The organism is Nocardia sp. NPDC056100 (assembly GCF_042266325.1).
In the GTDB taxonomy this organism is placed as follows: domain Bacteria; phylum Actinomycetota; class Actinomycetes; order Mycobacteriales; family Mycobacteriaceae; genus Nocardia.
Genome location: NZ_JBHJVY010000004.1, coordinates 1,177,786 through 1,194,466, shown reverse-complemented (window position 1 = coordinate 1,194,466; position 16,681 = coordinate 1,177,786). Strand labels below are relative to the sequence as shown.

Below are 16,681 nucleotides of genomic sequence, written 5' to 3'. Positions count from 1 at the left end.
TCACCGGCGCTGGAACGGTGGTCGAATATCCCTGCGGGAGTTGATCATCAGCTTGGACAGGATCGATGCGACCTGGGAATCCACCGTGCGCACGGAGGTGCCGCGCCGCGCGGCGATCGCCGCGTTGGTGAATCCCGCCGCGACCAGCGTTGCCACCTGTTGCTCGGCACCGGTCAGCGCACTCCACGCCCGCAGCTGTTCGCGAGAAGGGTCCGGCTCGAACTCGGTCGCGGATGTGGACTCCCGCGAGTTCGTGAACCTGTGTGCCGACTCGAGCGCGGGCATGCCGGGTTGAGCGAGGTGATCGGTGTCGGAGCAGGCAGCGAGCAGTCGCCCGGCTTCGGGGATCGCCGCACCCTCGCTCGCGACGGTCCGGAAAGCCTTGTCCCCCAGTACCTTCGTCGCCACCTCGACCGCTTCGGCGGTGATTTCCGCGAACGGCCGCAGATTGGCGACCTCGAAACCCAATCGGCGGCGCAGTTCCGCGGTGCCGCCCAGCAGCCGCGCGATATCGAGCGCCCACGGCACCGCCCGAGCATCGAGGGCAGACGGCAGCGCGGTGATCAACCGGGAAAGAATCCACGCCCGGATATGCAGCCCCCACACCCCGCCCCAGTGATCGCGCATCGGAATCTGCCAGGCCAGCCCCGCATCACACAGTGCGAGAGCCGCTTTCGGATCACCGTGCGCGCACACCGCGATGGCGCGCGCGAATCGAGCCCACGTGATCGCCCATTGCGCCCCGGCCGCCACCATCCGCTCCGACTGCGCGCCGGTGACCGCGAGCGCCTGCTCGGCGGTGCCGTGGAACGCCGCCGACAGCGCCTCGAACAATCCACTCATGGCAGCGCCACCGGGATCCCCCGCCGCCTCGAACTTATCGACCGCTCGCGAAAGCACCACCGCCGCAACGGGATCGGCATGCACCAACCACAACGTGCCGCCCCATAGATATTCGACCGCGGCGGGAAGTCCGTGATCGACGGCCGGGTTCAGCCGGTCGGAGCCGGTCACCATGGCGCTGTCACGATCGGCAGTCGAATGCATTCGATCCGAACCGATTTCGGCCGTTCCACCGTCATCGAGGACATCGGGCCGGATGCCGTCCGGCAGGCTCGCGGCCACGCATTCGGTCAGAATCTGCTCGGCCTCGCCGGGCAGACCCTGGCACATGCTGAGCCAGCCGATCAGCGCGCGGGTCGACACCTCCAGTTCGGGCGGGCAGTGTCCCGATGCGCACGCCGCCGCCAGTGCGCGCTCGATCAGACTTCGCGATTCGCGTAAAGAGCCGCGCAGGAATGGGATTCGCGAGGTGGCGAGTCCGACCGCCATTTCCAGGCCGATGACCGCCCGGTCCGGATCGGCCAGACTGCCCTCGACGGCGCACAGGATGTTGTCCCACGCCGCCCGGGTCCGGACCAGCAGCTCCTGTTCGCGCGGGCTGACCCAGCCGGTGCTCACCGCCTGCACCTGATCTCGGTAATAGTCGCGATGCCGGGCGGTCAGCTCGAGCCATTCCCCGGACTCGATCAGGCGCTCGCGCGCGAATACCTGGAAGCTCTCCAGCAGCGAGAATCGCGCGGTCTCACCGCCGAGGTGGATCGACACCAGCGAACGATCGACCAGCTGTTCCAAGAGACCTGCGATCTCATACCGCTCCAAGCCACCCGAATCGGCTCCGGCACAGACCGATTCGATCGCTTCGATATCGGCCCCGGTCTCCGAGGCCGAACCGCCGTCCCGATCGCCCCCGTCCCGATCGGCGTCATAGCCGGTCGCGAACACCGCCAGCCGCGCGAACAGCAGGCGTTCCTTCGGCTCGCACAGCTCATACGACCAGCCGATGACCGCGCCGATATCGCGATGCCGCTCATCGACGCCCACCCGGAACCCCGGCGACCAGCGCAGCCTGCGGTCCGCCTCGGCGCCGCCCAGATCGCGCAGCACCATCGCCGGAGACTGGTAGCGCAGTCGCGCCGCCGCCAGCCGGATGTACAGCGGGAAATAGTGCAGATGCCAGCAGATCTGCCGCACCACGGCGGTATCGCTCTCCCCCACCGGCCGCCCCGACAGCTCCGCTCGCTGCCGGAACAGCGTCATCGCCTGATCCCAGGCCAGCGGGGGGACCACGGCGATGTGCTCCTCAGCCCAGCCGATCGCGGTACGGCTGGTGGCCAGCACCGACAACGCGGGAATGGCTCCGAGCAGATCCGCGATCACCAGTCCCGCTGCCGCGAGCAGATGTTCGCAATTGTCCAGCACCACAACCGTTCGCCGGGCCGCCTCGTCCATGTCGGCTGCGCCGGCCGGGCGTTCGAGGGCGTCGATCAGCGCCTGTCGCCCGGTGCGTCCGGAGAAGTCGCCTTCCAGCACCGCACCCGCGATCTCATCCATCACCACGGCCGCGCTCGCATCCCGGGGCAGTCGGGCCAGATGCACCCAATACACCGGCAGCCGAGGGTCTTCGCGCAGCCGCGCGGCGATCGCCATGGCCAGCCGGGTCTTACCGATGCCGCCGGGCCCGACCAGTGTCACCAGCCGCGCGGAGCCCGCGAGCAGGGTCGTCACGCGGTCCAGTTCGCCGTCACGCCCTATGAATCCGTCGGTGCCCATCGGCATACCGACGCCGAATGGATCAGGACCTACCGACACGAAGCGGAAGCCTAGAGGTTCGGACCCGCGACGGCCCGTCCGACCTCGGGCTACGTGCTGAGGATCGGTCCCGTAGGTAGCTCCGGGCGGCGATTGCGGATGTGCCCGGACCAGTTCTTCACACAGGATCGACCAGACCCGTATCCACCGAACCGAAAGGTACGACATGCTTTCCGCGCGGTGTCACCGAGAACCCGGCCCGCGATGCCCGTGATCACCGGCACCACCTCCACCCGGCTGGCCGGACTGATCCGCACCACCGCGCTCACCGCCGGGGTTCCGGCCACCGAACTCGATGCGATCAGCCCGAGCGTGAATCCGGCCGTCCTGGCCGACGATCAGCTGCGGGTGCCGACCGAATGGGCCTGGCGGGCCTGGGAACTCATCGACGCGACCGCGGGGCCCGGCTCCGGACTGCTCGCCACCGCCGCGGCCGGGCACGGCGGCCTGCACGTCTGGGACTACCTGTTCACCTGCGCCCCGACCCTGGCGGAAAGCGTGCGCATCGCGATCGGATTGCGCGGAGTTGTCACCGATCCCGGGGTCGACTGGGTGGTGGAGGTGGACGGGCGGCTGCTCACCATCCGGGAAACCACCGCCATCGAACCCGACGGGGTGCTGCCGCCCATCCAGGAATTCATGCTCTCGATCATGCTGCGCCGCGTGCGCGAGGCCACCGGGCAGCGGCTGGTGCCGGTGCGAGTGGCATTCAGCCACAGCGCAACTCACCGGTACCGGCACCTGGTCGACGAATTCGGTACCACCCGAATCGATTTCGGCGCACCCTGCGCGGAGATCACCTTCCTGGACGCGGGTGATCTGCCCACCGGCACCGACCCGTACCTGGGCGCGATGGTCCGCAAGTACGCCGAGTTGCTGCTGACGACATCACGACCGGCTCCAGATTGGCGAACCACCCTGCACGACACCGTCATCGGCGCGCTCCGCGACGGCGACACCAGCCTCGAGGAAGCCGCACGCCGTCTCCAGATCAGCCCGCGCACGCTACAGCGCCGACTATACGAATTGGGCACCAGTTGGCGGCAGGAAGTCGAATCGGTCCGGCGCGACAATGCGATCCAGCTCATGCGGCACACCGATCTACCGGTGCAGTCGGTCGCGGCCCGGCTCGGCTACACCGACGCCCGCACCCTGCGCCGCGCCATCCGCCGCTGGTCCGGCCAGGGCGTCACCGACTTCCGGCGCGACCTGCGCGACACCGATTCGATCGGATCCCCCGGGTCATCCGGGATCCGGCGTTAGAGCTACGCCATGTAACAGATACCATCTGGTTCGTGGCAAAGCTGAATGTCTCCGTAGACGTCCCCATCCCGCCCGATCAGGCTTGGGCACACGCCTCCGACCTGCCCGAACTCGACAAATGGCTGACCCTGCACGAGGGCTGGCGCGGTCCGATACCCGCCGACCTCACCCCCGGCACCCGCCTCATCGGCGTGGCCACCGTCAAAGGCTTCCGCAACCGCGTCACCTGGGTGGTGAAAACGGCCGAACCCCCGAACCGCCTGGTACTCAACGGTTCCGGCATCGGCGGCACCAAATTCGGCATCGAACTCCGCGTCGCGCCGAGCCCGTCCGGTTCGAAGGTCACCGCCGATTTCAGCCTCGGCGGCGCACCCCTGTTCGGCCCCATCGGCTCCGCCGTCGCCCGCGCCCTACGCGGCGACGTCGAACGCTCCCTGGACAACTTCGTCAAGCTCTACGGCTGACCCGAAACAGAAGAATGGCCCGGAACCTGGGGTTCCGGGCCATTCTTCGTAGTAGCGGGGACAGGATTTGAACCTGCGACCTCTGGGTTATGAGCCCAGCGAGCTACCGAGCTGCTCCACCCCGCGTCGGGTGAAGAAGACGTTACCCCGGGGTGTACACATTCTCCAAAACGGGCGAAGGGGGCGAGGTCAGGCGGCTTCGGGGCGGATGCCGCCGGAGGCCAGGGTGAGGATTTCCTTGTTGCCGTCGGCCCAGGTGGGGGTCATGGCGATGTCGTTGATGAGCCAGTGGTCCGCGGTGCGGAGCAGGCCGATGCGGTAGGTGCCGCCCAGGGTCCAGCGGGGGGAGCCGAAGGGGTTGGCCAGCAGGTGAATTGCCTGGAAGACGGCGGTCAGGACGGCGGTGTCGCCGTCGACCTGGACCAGGTGGTTGGCGAGCAGGTGCTGGGTGGCGTCGAAAGCGCCGAGCAGGCGAGACCAATCGGCGTGGATTTGCGCGGGGGTGACGTGGGCGGGGTCGCCGCCCCAGATGGCGGTGTAGTCGAGGCGCACGGAATCTGCGAAGACGCCGGGGAAGGCATCCCAATCGCGAGTGTCTATGCGCCACATCATGGTGGTGGCGGCATCGATCACGTCGGCACGATCCTGGGCTGAAGTCATGGCGGTACTCCTATGTAATCAGTTGAGGGGGAGAAGATTTCGGGCGTCGAAGACGCGGTGTGCCACGGTCATCGCGGCGAGCACCCGCGGGAAGCCCGCATACGGCAGCGCCTGGATGACCGTCTCGACCAGATCCTGCGGCGCGACACCGACATTGAGCGCGGTGGTCAGGTGCGCCTCGAGTTGCGGATCGGTGGAACCCAGGCCGATGAGGACGCCGAGGATCACCAGTTCGCGACGGCCGGCGTCCAGGCCGGGGCGGGCATGGATATCGCCGTAGGCGAATTCAACGGCGTAGCGGCTCAGATCGGGAGCGATATCGGCGAGGGCGTCGTAGACACGGTGGCGGGCGGCGGTGGGGCCGCCCAGTTCGGCCAGGCGGGCCATACCTCGTTCGTAGCGGTCGGGCATGGGATCAGCGTGCCGGGTGCGCGCGGGCGGACCCAGATCCTCCTTGTTCCGGGTACTCCGAGGGCCAGGCTCACCGAATTCGGGCAGACTGGGCGGTATGGCCGCACACAATCCGCTGGGGGAATTCCTGCGCTCCCGGCGGGCCCGCATCACTCCCGAACAGGTCGGACTGCGCGCGGGCGCCTCTGGACGGACGCGGCGGCGGGTGGCCGGACTGCGCCGGGAGGAACTGGCGCAGCTGGCGGGAATCAGCGTGGAGTACTACCAGCGGCTCGAACAGGGCCGAGCCAATCACCCCTCGAACGAAGTGCTCGACGCACTCGCCGAGGTACTGCGCCTGGACGCCACCGAACGCGGATACCTGGGCAGGCTCGCCAATCCGGCGCGAAATCAGCTGCCGCGGGCCACTTCCGCCGAGGTGCGGCCGCAATTGCGGAGCATGCTGGACCTGGTCGACAAGGTGCCCGCGCTGGTGATCACCGATCGATTCGATGTGCTGGCGTCCAACGCGCTCGCCGGACGACTGTTCGAGCCGATCTCGAATGTGCTGCGGGACAATGGGAATCTGGCGCGCACCCTATTCCTGGAGACGGCCGCGCGGGACTTCTACGTGGAGTGGGACGAGGTGGCGGCGGCCACGGTCGCTGCGCTGCGACTCACGGCGGGCGACCATCCAGAGGATCTCGAACTGACCGCGCTGCTCGACGAGCTGTCCACCGGCAGTGCGGAATTCGCCGAACTCTGGTCGGCGGGCGAGGTCGCGGTGCGCACGCACGGCTCCAAGAATTTCCGCCATCCCACCGTCGGCGTCCTGACCCTGAATTACGAAAACCTGGAATTGCCGGGGGATCTGCGCCAGCGCCTGGTCACCTTCAGCCCGGATCCCGCCACCGCGACCGATGCCGCGCTCCGGGTGCTCGCGTCACAAACCTATGTGAGCCGCTGAACCGGAGACAGGCCCCGCAGCAGCTGCGCGTCCACGACCAGCGCGGTGGTGTTATCCCTGCCGCCATTGGCCAGCGCCGTCTCGACCAGCGCCTCGGCGGTGTGACCGGCCGAATTGTCAGCTGCCAGCAGGGCTTTGATCGCCACCATGTCCAGCTTCTTGCCCACGCCGTCACTGCACAGCAGTAGTCGCCCGGCACTCGAACCGGTGGCGGCCTGACCGATCTGATCGGGTTCCACCGTGCGCGCGGATGTGGTCACCAGGTGGGCCATACCCGGCATCGGCTCATGACCGCGGGACCGGAAGTATTCGGCCACAGTGTGATCGGTGGTGATGCGCTGAAGCGCCCGGCCATTCCAGCGGTACGCCCGGCAGTCGCCGACCCACGCGATATCGGTCGGGCCATCGGGCTGTCCGCCCGCGGGAAGCACCGCCACCACCAGCACGCTGTCGGCGGCCGACTCGGGCAGCTCGCGCAGCAATTCCTTTTGTGCGGCAAGAATTCCCGCTCGTGCACCGTGTACCACCGCGACCCGCGATGCCGTCCGGGCCACCAGCCGCGCGGCTCGCGCCGCCGCCAGATGATCGCCGACGCCGTCCGCGACGACGAAAGCCGTTCGGCCCGAACGTTCATCGGTGAAGGTGGCCACCGCGTCGGCGTTGATGGTGCGTGATCCGATCCGGCTCACCGCCGCACCCGCCACCCTGCCCAGCCACGCCTGGTCTGCGGGTTCCACCGGATCTCCGGCGCCGATCTCGAACGCCTCGCTGTGCATGGCCCCTCCTGGGACTCGGCCTCACGGGGTGCTGTGGACCAGCACTCCCTCATTCAACGGCCGAAAACCGTGCGCTACTCCCGATTTGCCTGTGTGATTGCTGTGGAAACCGGCAAAAGCCGAGATCAGAACGTTATCGCGGATCAGTGCGCGGTCTGCGCGACCACGAAGATCCGGCGGAACGGTAGCCAGGTCGCACCGTCCGGCTGCTGCGGATACGCCTCGCGCAGCAGCGGTGCGAGCTGGGCGCGGAACTCGGCCCAGGCCGTGTCATCGAGCACATCGCGGACGGGGGTGAGCGCCGTGCCGGTGACCCACTCCAGGACCGGATCCGGACCGGTCAATCGCTGCAAATAGGTTGTCTCCCAAGCGTCGACGGCACACCCCTGCGCGGTCAGCACCTGGGCGTACCCGGCCGGATCGAGCACCGCGCGCGGCTCGAGCAGCCCCGCGGGAGCCAGTCGCTCCCGCCACTGTTCCGTACCGGCCAATGTGCGAATCGCGAGATGTGAAGGCGCGTCGAAGTTTCCGGGCACCTGGAACGCCAGCCACGCCCCGGCGGGCAGCTCCTGCGCCCACGTCGCGATCAACTCCGGATGACCGGGCACCCACTGCAATACCGCATTGGTCACCACCACATCGGTATCCGGACCCGGCCGCCACTCCCGCACATCCACCAGTCGCGCGTCGATACCGCGCGCCCGCGCCGCCGCCACCATCTCCGGAGAGGAATCGGAAGCCTCCAGCGCCGCGTCCGGCCACCGCTCCCCCAGCGTCAGCGTCAGATTGCCGGGGCCGCACCCCAGATCCACCACGCGGCGCGGCTGCTCGGCCCGCACCCGCTGCACCAGATCGAAGAACGGCCGCGCTCGATGATCATCGAAGGCCAGATACTGCCGCGGATCCCACATGGCAGCCACCCTAATCCGCCGGGTGCGCGCGGTCGCGCGAGCGCGCGAGGCATATGCCGAAACGAGAGAAGGCCCTCGAAGAATGATCTTCGAGGGCCTTCTCGCTAGTAGCGGGGACAGGATTTGAACCTGCGACCTCTGGGTTATGAGCCCAGCGAGCTACCGAGCTGCTCCACCCCGCGTCGGTGAACACAACATTACACACGGCTCGCAGTCAGTACCAAATCGTATGGTCAGGGGCGGTTTCTTCGATTGTCGGTCCGATCTTGAAGGCGGCGCGGAGCGGGTTCCAACCATCCGGATGGTTGCAAAACGGAGGTCTTGGACAGAAAAACCTCCGCCTGGGAAGCCCTTCCTGCGCGCGTGTCCCGCGAAACGCGCCCGAAACGTGACTGGAGTCACATTTTCACAGTGAGTTGAATCACATCACGAGCATATAACAGACCGATCGGATCTACGAATTGCAGCATAGCCAACCTGCATGAAGGCTATTTTTTCGGTTATTCGCTTCATGCAATTCCGAAGTTATCAAGACGTGATCTGTCGAGATTCCCCCGTTATCGTCAGTCTCGGCCCGGATCAAACCCGTGATGGGCACCGCACCGAACCGCCGCACGCCGGAAACCCTGTCCCGCGGTTTGGTACCCAGAGCCCCTGGGGACAGGGACACGGCAGCAAAACGCCTGGTCGGTCGTTCGCAGGGAGGGAAAAACACCATGAAACAGAACCGGAAGATCAACACCCGCGCCCTCGGCCTCCTCGCCGTCACCGGTGCACTTGTTGCCGTCCCGTTCGGCTTCTCCGCGACCGCCTCGGCAGCCCCCGCCCACGACTGGGACGGCGTCGCCCAGTGCGAGAGCGGCGGTAACTGGGGTATCAACACCGGCAACGGCTACTACGGCGGCCTGCAGTTCTCGCCCAGCACCTGGTCGGCACACGGCGGCCAGGGCAGTGCGGCCAACGCCTCCAAGGCCGAGCAGATCCGCGTGGCCGAGAACGTGCTCGCGAGCCAGGGCGTCGGCGCCTGGCCGGTCTGCGGCCAGTACCTGCGCGCCGGTGCCTCCGAGCCCGAGCCGGAGCCCGTCGTCGAGCCCGCGCCCGCCCTCCCCGCGCCCGCCCCGGTCAGCGATAAGCAGGTCCTGATCGATCAGGCCAAGACCGCCGCCGGTGGCCTCGCCCAGCAGTTCGGCGTGCAGGATCAGTACCAGCAGGTGCTGGATCAGAACGCCTCGCTCATCGAGTCCTGGGGCCGCTGAGCCTCGGGCCCGCTGAGCCCGCGCACTCCTTCCCCATACCGGAAGTGACAGGAAAGCGCTGCCGTCGCCCATGACGGCAGCGCTTTTCTTGTCCCGCAGGGCAATTCGCTCAGTTGGCGAACTCCGCGCGGTGCGCGAGCGCCCAGTCACGGAAGCTGCGCGGCGGGCGGCCGGTCACCTGTTCGACGGTCGGATGCACCACCGAGGTGAAGGACTCGAGCGCGGTGGCGCGCAGGGCGGTGATGGCGTCGGCCATCTCCGGCGAGACACCGAAACCGATTATGGCCGAGCGTGATTCGTCCGCCGAGGTCTCGACGTAGTGCAGCGGGCGGCCCAGAACTTCGGCGAGGATATCGGTCTGCTCGCCCGGCGAGAGCGGCTGCGGGCCGCTGAGGGTGTACACCCGGCCTGAATGTCCCTGTTCGACAAGGGATCTCACCGCGACCGCGGCGATGTCCACCGGGTCCACCACCGCGATGCGGCCCTGGCCGAACGGGGCGCGCACCGTATCGGCGGCGCGGATGCCGGGAGCCCAGTGCAGGGCATTGGACATGAAACCCAAGGGGCGCACCATGGTCCACGGGATCCCGCTCGCCCGGACCGCGTCCTCACCGGCACGATGCCACATCGGGATCGGATCGGTCGCGGCATCGTCCCCGGCCCGGCCCGAGGACAGTTTCACGATCCGGCTCACTTCCGAATCCGCCGCCGCGGCAGCGATATTCGCATCGTGCTTGGGCAGTTCGGGTCCGCTCGACAACAGGAACACGCTCTCGACACCGCGCATCGCGGGGACCAGACTGTCCGGCTCACCGAGATCACCGCGCACCACCTCGACCCCGGCGGGCAGTCCCGCGGTCTCCGGACGGCGGACCAGCGCACGTACCGGCGCGCCCAGTTCGAGCAATCCGTCGATCACGGCTCGGCCAACGGTTCCGGTTGCTCCGGTCACAAGAATCATCACGCACTCCAGCTCTTCAGCGGCTCTTCGCGGGGTTGATCACCGCGCTGGAACCAGCCTGTTCCAAGCGCCGGGCAACATCCATGAAGGAGCTTCGAATCGGGGAGATATTCCATATCAGCCGCGAATGCGATGATTTCTTCCATGCTGGATGAGATCGACCGCGGACTGATCCACGCCCTGCACCTCGACGGGCGCGCCACTTTCCAGCGGATCGGCGAGGTGCTCGGCGTCTCGACCCAAACCGTCTCGCGCCGCTACGCACGCCTGCGCGAGACGGCGGGGTTGCGCGTGGTCGGCCTCGCTGACCCCGCGCGCACCGGGACCACGCAGTGGCTGGTGCGCCTCACCACGACTCCCCCGGCATCCCGTCAACTCGCCGAAATCCTTGCCCAGCGCGCCGATACGACCTGGGTCATGCTCACCTCCGGCGGCACCGAGATCTTCCTGATCGTGGATGCCCCCGAGTCCGGCACGCCCGAGCTACTCCTGCACGACCTCCCCCGCACCTCGGTGATCACGGGGATCTCGGCACACTATGTCCTGCACACCTATCTGGGCGGCCCCACCGCCTGGCCGGGTCGCCTCACCGTGCTCGACGCGGCACAGCAGTTCGCGCTGGCGGGGCGGCGGCTCGACTCCAACGCGCAACCCGACATCCACGCTGCGGCACAGCAGAATTCAGCCATGGCACCGGGATCGCGCACTGCCGCGCGACGCCCCGTCACGGCCGAGGAAGAATCACTCCTCGCGGCTCTCCGCTCCGACGGCCGAGCGGGGTTGGCCCGCCTGGCCGACACCACCGGATGGTCGCAATCCACTGTGGCACGGCGTATTTCGGAGCTGCGAGCCGACGGCGCGCTGTACTTCGATGTGGAGGTGGACGATCGTGGGCTCGGTGTCACGACCCGCGCGCTGCTCTGGGCCACGGTCGCTCCCAGCCAGCTAGACCGCGTCGCGAAAGCCCTTGCCCAGCATGAAGAATTGGCCTTCCTGGCCGCCACCACCGGCAAATCGAACCTCATCGCCGAGGCGCTCTGCCCCGACCCCGCCAGCCTGCACACCTACCTGACCCAGCGCCTCGGCGCGTTCGACGCCATCCACACCCTCGAGACCACACCCGTACTCGCCACGGTGAAGTCCACCTCACAGCCCACCCTCGCGCACCAGCCCGCCCGACGCCGCTGAACGAATCCCGAAGGTCCTCACCACATCCGGCACAACAGCCCCCTCACCACGTCCGGCACAGCCCCTTCGTCATCCCGGCGTGTCCTTGGCCGGGATCCACACCACCTGTACTCCAACGAGATTCAGTGGATCCCGGCCAAAAGCGCGCCGGGATGACGGGGCTGGTGTCCGCCGATGCGCCTCGGAGGCGTGTGCTGGTGGCGAAGGAAAAGGCGCTGCCGTCGTTGTCGACGGCAGCGCCTTTTCGGTCAGCGGTCAGTGGGTCAGTTGCCTGCCTTCTGGTAGGCGTTCACCGCTGTCTGCAACTGTTCCAATGCCTTGCCGAGTTGGCCGAGGTCGCCGGACTTCTGGGCGTCCTGGACCGCGCGCAGCGCATCGTCGAGTTGTTTGACCGCGGCGTCCTTATTGGCCGCCGGTGGGGTCACCGTCCCTTGATTGGGCGGAGTTGTCCCCTGGTTCGGGGGTGGGGAGGCCTGGTTGGGCTGGTCGGTGGCGGCGCTGCCGGTGCCCGGGAGCACCTGTTCGAGCGCTTCCTTGACCGTCGAGCCGTAGCCGACCTTGTCCCGATAGCTGGCCAGCACCTTCACCAACTGCGGGAAGGACGGTGTATTCGGGCCGCCCGCATTGCGTTCCAGATACCAGGGTTCGACGTACAGGATGCCGCCGTCACCGACGGGCAGCGTCAGCAGATTGCCGTATTTGATCTTGTTGACATTGCCGCCGGTCAGCAGGTTCCGGTCCCTGGACACTTGATCGTTCGTCGTCATGGACGTCTGTGTCTGGCCCGGCCCCGGCGTCTGTGAATCCGGTGGCAACTTCAAAACGGTTATCTTGCCGTAGTTCTCGGGATCCGAATGCGCCTGGATGTACGCGGACAGGAAGTTTCGCTTGTACCCGACCATGACGCTGGTCAGGTTGAAGGTCGGCTTATTCGTCTTCGGATCGCCCACCAGCACGTAGTACGGCGGTTGATGCGCACCGCTGGCCGCACCCTCCTGCGTCGGATCGTTCGGCACCGACCAGAAGGCGTTATTGGTGAAGAACTCGCGCGGATCATCCACGTGGTACTTGGCGAGCATCTCGCGCTGCACCTTGAACAGATCCTCCGGATACCGGAAGTGCGCCCGCAGATCCGCGCTGATCGCGCTCTCCGGCTTCACCGCGTTCGGGAACACCCCGCTCCACGCCTTGAGCACCGGATCGGTCTTGTCCACCTGGTACAGGGTGACGGTGCCGTCGTACGCGTCGACGGTCGCCTTCACCGAGTTGCGGATGTACGAGACCTCCTTGCGCGGCAGCAGCCGGCCGGTGGTCTGGTCGATGCTGTCCTCGACCACGCCGTCCAGCGAGGTGCGCTGGGCGTACGGGTAATTGTCGAGCGTGGTGTAGGCGTCCACGATCCAGAGCATGCGCCCGTCCACCACGGCCGGGTACACATCGCCGTCGGCGGTCAGCCACGGCGCGACCTGGGTGACGCGATCACGCGGATTGCGATTGAAGATGATCTTCGAATCCGACCCGATCGCACCGGAGAACAGGATGTTCCGCTCGGCGTACTTGGCCGCGAACGCGAACCGGTTGAACCAGTTGCCGATCGAGACGCCACCCGAACCGGAGTACGTGTACTGATCGGTGGGGGTGTCGTATTCGCGCGGGGCCTGATTGTTGCCGCCCACGATGGCGTAATCGGAATCGCCCTTGGAGATCAATTCGCCGTAGTAGATGCGCGGCTGATCCAGCTTGATGGCCTGCTTGTCCTTGGGCGTGAACAGATCGCTCACCGTGGACAGATCACCGACATTGAACACCGGATAGCCGTAGCCGCCGCCGGAATCACTGCCCGCGGACTGCTGCGCCTGCTGGGTGTCCTTCGGCGGAGCCTGATTCACCCGATTCGCCGGGGATGCGACGAAACCATTGCCGTGCGTGTAGACCGTGTGCTTGTTGATCCAGTCGGTCTGGTTGCCGGACAGGTTCTGCGGCTGCAACTCTCGGGCCGCCACGATGTAATCGCTCATCTCACCGTTGATGGTGTAGCGATCGATATCCAGCGGATCCGGGAAACCGTAGAAGTTCTGCAACTGCTGATTGCGCTGAATGAAGGTCTGCGTCAACAGGTTCGGGTCCAGCAGCCGGATGTTCTTGATGGTCGCCTGATCGGACGGCACCATGACCGGCTGTTTGGTCACCGGATCGGTGGTCGCCTCACCCTTGTAATTGGTGTATTCGACCTTGTCCGGCGTGAGCCCGTACGCATCGCGCGTGGCCTCGATATTGCGCTCGATATACGCGCTCTCCTTGGTGGCCGCGTTCGGGCGCACCGAGAACTGCTCGACCAGCAGCGGCCACACCGCGCCGACCAGTACCGAGGACAGCACCAGCAGCGCCGCCGCCATGGCCGGAATCCGCAAGTCGCGCAGTACGACTCCGGCGAAGAACGCGATCGCGCAGATCACCGCGATGGACAGCAGGATCAGCTTGGCGGGCAGCACCGCGTTGATATCGGTGTAAGAACCACCGGTGAAGGTCGGCTCCTTACGCGTACTCGACAGCAGCGCGTACCGGTCGAACCAGTACGCGATCGCCTTGAGCAGCACGAACAGTCCGGCCAGAATCGCCAGCTGCACGCGCGCGGCGGTGCTCAGCGTGCCCTCGCGACCCGCCAGCCGCAGCCCGCCGAACACGTAGTGCGTCACCAGATTCGCGAAGAACGCGATCACCACGGCGACGAACAGCCAGTTCAGCACCATCCGATAGAACGGCAGATCGAAGGTGTAGAACCCGATGTCCAGATGGAACTGCGGATCCTGCACACCGAACTTGCCACCGTGCAGGAACAACTGCACCGTGGCCCAGCTCGATTGCGCCACCAGACCCGACAGCACACCGATCAGCAGCGGAATCCCGATGCCGAACAGCCGAAGTCGGCTCATGACGGTGGTGCGGTAGCGCGCGATCGGATCGCCCGGCCCCGAGACCGGTACGAACACCGGTCGCGAGCGGTACGCCAGCAGCAGCGCCAGCCAGATGATCGCGCCGACAACCAGCGCGACGACCAGGAACAGTAGGAAGCGGGTCAACAGCACCCGGTGGTACACACCGCGGAAACCGACCTCGCCGAACCACAACCAGTTCGTATAGGCGTCGGTGAGCCGCGGCCCGACCAATAACAATGCCGCCAGGGCCAGTGCTGTCACCAGCAATATCCGGCTGCGGCGTGACAGCGAAGGTAAGCCAGTCGGGGGGCGCATGCCCACGATGCCACTCTCCCAGGGTCCGGCAGGCCCGCCCGGAAAAACCAGGCGGTGCACCGCAGTCCGATGATGCGAGTTGGTCCCAGGGGACCGTTCGCGCCCCACTCTACGTAAATCGCCCGGGATCCGGCCCAACACCCGGGCTCGAGAGCGCGAGATCTCGATGCGAGGATTGCGGGGTGAACCCTGAGCAGTGGGCCGCGTCCGCCCTGTACCGGTGCATCCGTGAAGTCGCCGAGTATGTCGACGGCGAGGGCTGGGACCGTCCCCCGCAAATGTTCGCCCTGGTACCGACGGTGGACCTGGTCGCCGCCGAACCCTCGCTGATGGATCAGGTGGACGAGAAGGACGCCCTGACTCCCATTGCGCAGGAGCCGTTTCCGGAGGACATCAACGGCGACCATCCGCGCGCGCTCGACGAATTCCTGGCCACCACCAGTTGGCCGCTCGCCGTCGAAGGCTGCGTGCTCGTGCAGCAGATCGTGGTGCTGCCGCCCGATGCCGAGCAGACCCTCGATGACGCGATCGAACCGCTGCTCGCCGATCCCGACGCCGCCGACTCGGCCGCCCGGCAGGCCGCGGTCTCGCATCCGGAGCGCCGCGATGCGCGGTTGTTCGTAGGCGTCCTGCGCGACGGCACCGCACTGTCACTGCTCCAGGTCCGCCCCGCCGAGGACGAGGACGACCCCTTCGGCGACCTCGACCTGCGCACCGCCCCCAACCTGGCTCCGAACCTGGTCGAGGCGGTCAGACAGACGCTCGACAACGAGCCCGAGGACTGAGCGCCCGGGCCGAGTAGCCCGAGGGCTGAAAGCAATTCGTGCCCCACTGCCTGATGGCAGTGGGGCACGGCGCATATCGGGGATTGCAGCCTCGTCAGCTGCAGCTGGGGGTTTCCTTGCCCGCGTTGATGTCGTCCAGCGCCTGGACCGCGCCCGCGAGGTTTTCGACCTTGACCAGGCGCAGACCGTCGGGGGTGCGCTGGGCGGCCTCATTGCAGTTGGCGGCGGGGACCAGGAAGGTCTGGGCGCCTGCCTCGTGGGCGGCGATCATCTTGTACTGGATGCCGCCGATCGGGCCGACCTTGCCGTCCGGGTCGATGGTGCCGGTGCCCGCGACGAATTTATTGCCGCTGAGCTCGCCCGGGGTGAGCTTGTCGATGAGCGCCAGGGTGAACATGAGACCGGCGGAGGGACCGCCGATTTCGGCCAGGTTGAAGTCCACCTGGATCGGACCGCTGGCGAATTCGCCGGGCGTGATGCCGAGATAGCCCTTGTTGGAATCGTCCGGGCGCGCGCCCAGGGTGATCTCGGCGCGCTGCTCGGCGCCGTCGCGGCGGAACACCACCGGAATGGCGCTGCCGGGTTTGGCCGCGGACACCGCCGCCACCACATCCTTGGACGAGGCGATGGGTTTGCCGTCGACGCTCACCAATTCATCGCCCTTGCGCAGCACATCCTTCGCGGGCCCGTCCTCGGTGACCGCGCGCAGCCGCACCACGGTCGGCATCTTCAGATAATGCAGGGCCGCCAATTCCGCATTGTCTTCGGAATCCTTGAAGTCCTGTTGATTCGATTTGTCTATCTCGTCACGCGACACTCCGGGCGGATACACCTCGGCACGCGGCACCAGACCGTGCTGACCATCGAGCCACAGCCCGAATGCCTCGAAGATATTCAGCTGATCGCGAACGGAGACCGTGGTCATATTCAGATTGCCCGCGGTCGGATCGACCGCGGCTCCCCGCACCTCAACGACCTGTTTTCCATTCACTTCGCCCAGCGTGTTGAATGTCGGCCCAGGTCCGAGTGCCACGAACGGGACGGTGACGACACTGCCGATGATTCCCAGCACCAAAATGGGGATCAGGGCGGCGAGCAGGGTGAATATCCGACGGTTCACGCGGCCAAGGGTACTGGTGATGCCCCCGATTGCCGCG

At 66.8% G+C, this 16,681-nt stretch carries 14 protein-coding genes and 2 tRNA genes; 6 read left to right on the top strand and 10 right to left on the bottom strand.

All coding sequences use genetic code 11. From position 1 onward, the window contains the following. On the bottom strand, window positions 1-2,652 hold the full coding sequence (locus ACFC0O_RS35910; protein ID WP_375966025.1) for an AAA family ATPase: 2,652 nt from the start codon (window positions 2,650-2,652) through the stop codon (window positions 1-3). A gap of 204 nt (window positions 2,653-2,856) precedes the next feature. Here ACFC0O_RS35910 and ACFC0O_RS35905 point away from each other — a divergent pair, with 204 nt between their 5' ends. Then, window positions 2,857-3,915 carry an AraC family transcriptional regulator ligand-binding domain-containing protein gene (locus ACFC0O_RS35905; protein WP_375966022.1) on the top strand — a complete coding sequence of 353 codons (1,059 nt, stop codon included), beginning with the start codon at window positions 2,857-2,859 and terminating at the stop codon, window positions 3,913-3,915. Between the two features lie 32 nt (window positions 3,916-3,947). Beyond that, complete coding sequence (locus ACFC0O_RS35900) at window positions 3,948-4,379, top strand: SRPBCC family protein (protein ID WP_375966019.1); 432 nt, start codon at window positions 3,948-3,950, stop codon at window positions 4,377-4,379. A gap of 52 nt (window positions 4,380-4,431) precedes the next feature. Here ACFC0O_RS35900 and ACFC0O_RS35895 read toward each other — a convergent pair. From ACFC0O_RS35895 to ACFC0O_RS35885, 3 genes are all read right to left on the bottom strand, one after another. Next, a tRNA-Met gene (locus ACFC0O_RS35895) sits at window positions 4,432-4,505 on the bottom strand. A 63-nt stretch (window positions 4,506-4,568) separates the two neighbouring features. After that, the gene (locus ACFC0O_RS35890) at window positions 4,569-5,039 is read right to left on the bottom strand and encodes a nuclear transport factor 2 family protein (protein WP_375966016.1); all 471 of its coding nucleotides are present in this window, start codon (window positions 5,037-5,039) and stop codon (window positions 4,569-4,571) included. Window positions 5,040-5,057: 18 nt separating this feature from the next. Beyond that, window positions 5,058-5,450, bottom strand: coding sequence for a carboxymuconolactone decarboxylase family protein (locus ACFC0O_RS35885; RefSeq protein ID WP_375966013.1), 393 nt, complete (start codon window positions 5,448-5,450; stop codon window positions 5,058-5,060). A gap of 97 nt (window positions 5,451-5,547) precedes the next feature. Here ACFC0O_RS35885 and ACFC0O_RS35880 point away from each other — a divergent pair, with 97 nt between their 5' ends. Further along, a complete protein-coding gene (locus ACFC0O_RS35880; protein WP_375966010.1) occupies window positions 5,548-6,396 on the top strand; it encodes a helix-turn-helix domain-containing protein in 849 nt (282 codons plus the stop codon). On the opposite strand, the gene ACFC0O_RS35875 is transcribed toward ACFC0O_RS35880, so the two are convergent. From ACFC0O_RS35875 to ACFC0O_RS35865, 3 genes are all read right to left on the bottom strand, one after another. After that, window positions 6,381-7,172 (bottom strand): PP2C family protein-serine/threonine phosphatase, encoded by a 792-nt coding sequence (locus tag ACFC0O_RS35875; protein WP_375966007.1) that lies wholly within the window; start codon window positions 7,170-7,172, stop codon window positions 6,381-6,383. The two genes, ACFC0O_RS35880 and ACFC0O_RS35875, sit on opposite strands and share 16 nt — an antisense overlap. Window positions 7,173-7,315: 143 nt before the next feature. Then, window positions 7,316-8,083 (bottom strand): trans-aconitate 2-methyltransferase, encoded by a 768-nt coding sequence (locus ACFC0O_RS35870; RefSeq protein ID WP_375966004.1) that lies wholly within the window; start codon window positions 8,081-8,083, stop codon window positions 7,316-7,318. 108 nt (window positions 8,084-8,191) lie between these two features. Beyond that, a tRNA-Met gene (locus tag ACFC0O_RS35865) sits at window positions 8,192-8,265 on the bottom strand. A gap of 534 nt (window positions 8,266-8,799) precedes the next feature. Between ACFC0O_RS35865 and ACFC0O_RS35860 the strand changes: the two genes are divergently transcribed. Beyond that, entirely contained in the window at window positions 8,800-9,339 is a 540-nt protein-coding gene (locus tag ACFC0O_RS35860; RefSeq protein ID WP_375966001.1) for a transglycosylase family protein, read from the top strand. Window positions 9,340-9,448: 109 nt separating this feature from the next. On the opposite strand, the gene ACFC0O_RS35855 is transcribed toward ACFC0O_RS35860, so the two are convergent. Further along, window positions 9,449-10,300 carry an SDR family oxidoreductase gene (locus ACFC0O_RS35855; protein WP_375965998.1) on the bottom strand — a complete coding sequence of 284 codons (852 nt, stop codon included), beginning with the start codon at window positions 10,298-10,300 and terminating at the stop codon, window positions 9,449-9,451. 144 nt (window positions 10,301-10,444) lie between these two features. Between ACFC0O_RS35855 and ACFC0O_RS35850 the strand changes: the two genes are divergently transcribed. Continuing rightward, window positions 10,445-11,488, top strand: coding sequence for an Lrp/AsnC family transcriptional regulator (locus ACFC0O_RS35850; RefSeq protein ID WP_375965995.1), 1,044 nt, complete (start codon window positions 10,445-10,447; stop codon window positions 11,486-11,488). Between the two features lie 263 nt (window positions 11,489-11,751). On the opposite strand, the gene ACFC0O_RS35845 is transcribed toward ACFC0O_RS35850, so the two are convergent. Next, entirely contained in the window at window positions 11,752-14,745 is a 2,994-nt protein-coding gene (locus ACFC0O_RS35845; protein ID WP_375965993.1) for a UPF0182 family protein, read from the bottom strand. A 176-nt stretch (window positions 14,746-14,921) separates the two neighbouring features. Between ACFC0O_RS35845 and ACFC0O_RS35840 the strand changes: the two genes are divergently transcribed. Continuing rightward, window positions 14,922-15,524 carry a PPA1309 family protein gene (locus ACFC0O_RS35840; protein WP_375965991.1) on the top strand — a complete coding sequence of 201 codons (603 nt, stop codon included), beginning with the start codon at window positions 14,922-14,924 and terminating at the stop codon, window positions 15,522-15,524. Window positions 15,525-15,618: 94 nt separating this feature from the next. Here ACFC0O_RS35840 and ACFC0O_RS35835 read toward each other — a convergent pair whose 3' ends face one another. Further along, the gene (locus tag ACFC0O_RS35835; protein WP_375965989.1) at window positions 15,619-16,644 is read right to left on the bottom strand and encodes a PDZ domain-containing protein; all 1,026 of its coding nucleotides are present in this window, start codon (window positions 16,642-16,644) and stop codon (window positions 15,619-15,621) included. Window positions 16,645-16,681 lie beyond the last annotated feature (37 nt).

Bases quoted from the DNA above. Each gene is read 5' to 3' on its own strand.
- ACFC0O_RS35905 (WP_375966022.1), top strand. From the start codon at position 2,857: ATGCCCGTGATCACCGGCACCACCTCCACCCGGCTGGCCGGACTGATC.
- ACFC0O_RS35890 (WP_375966016.1), bottom strand. From the start codon at position 5,039: ATGACTTCAGCCCAGGATCGTGCCGACGTGATCGATGCCGCCACCACC.
- ACFC0O_RS35885 (WP_375966013.1), bottom strand. From the start codon at position 5,450: ATGCCCGACCGCTACGAACGAGGTATGGCCCGCCTGGCCGAACTGGGC.
- ACFC0O_RS35880 (WP_375966010.1), top strand. From the start codon at position 5,548: ATGGCCGCACACAATCCGCTGGGGGAATTCCTGCGCTCCCGGCGGGCC.
- ACFC0O_RS35875 (WP_375966007.1), bottom strand. From the start codon at position 7,172: ATGCACAGCGAGGCGTTCGAGATCGGCGCCGGAGATCCGGTGGAACCC.
- ACFC0O_RS35870 (WP_375966004.1), bottom strand. From the start codon at position 8,083: ATGTGGGATCCGCGGCAGTATCTGGCCTTCGATGATCATCGAGCGCGG.
- ACFC0O_RS35860 (WP_375966001.1), top strand. From the start codon at position 8,800: ATGAAACAGAACCGGAAGATCAACACCCGCGCCCTCGGCCTCCTCGCC.
- ACFC0O_RS35855 (WP_375965998.1), bottom strand. From the start codon at position 10,300: ATGATTCTTGTGACCGGAGCAACCGGAACCGTTGGCCGAGCCGTGATC.
- ACFC0O_RS35850 (WP_375965995.1), top strand. From the start codon at position 10,445: ATGCTGGATGAGATCGACCGCGGACTGATCCACGCCCTGCACCTCGAC.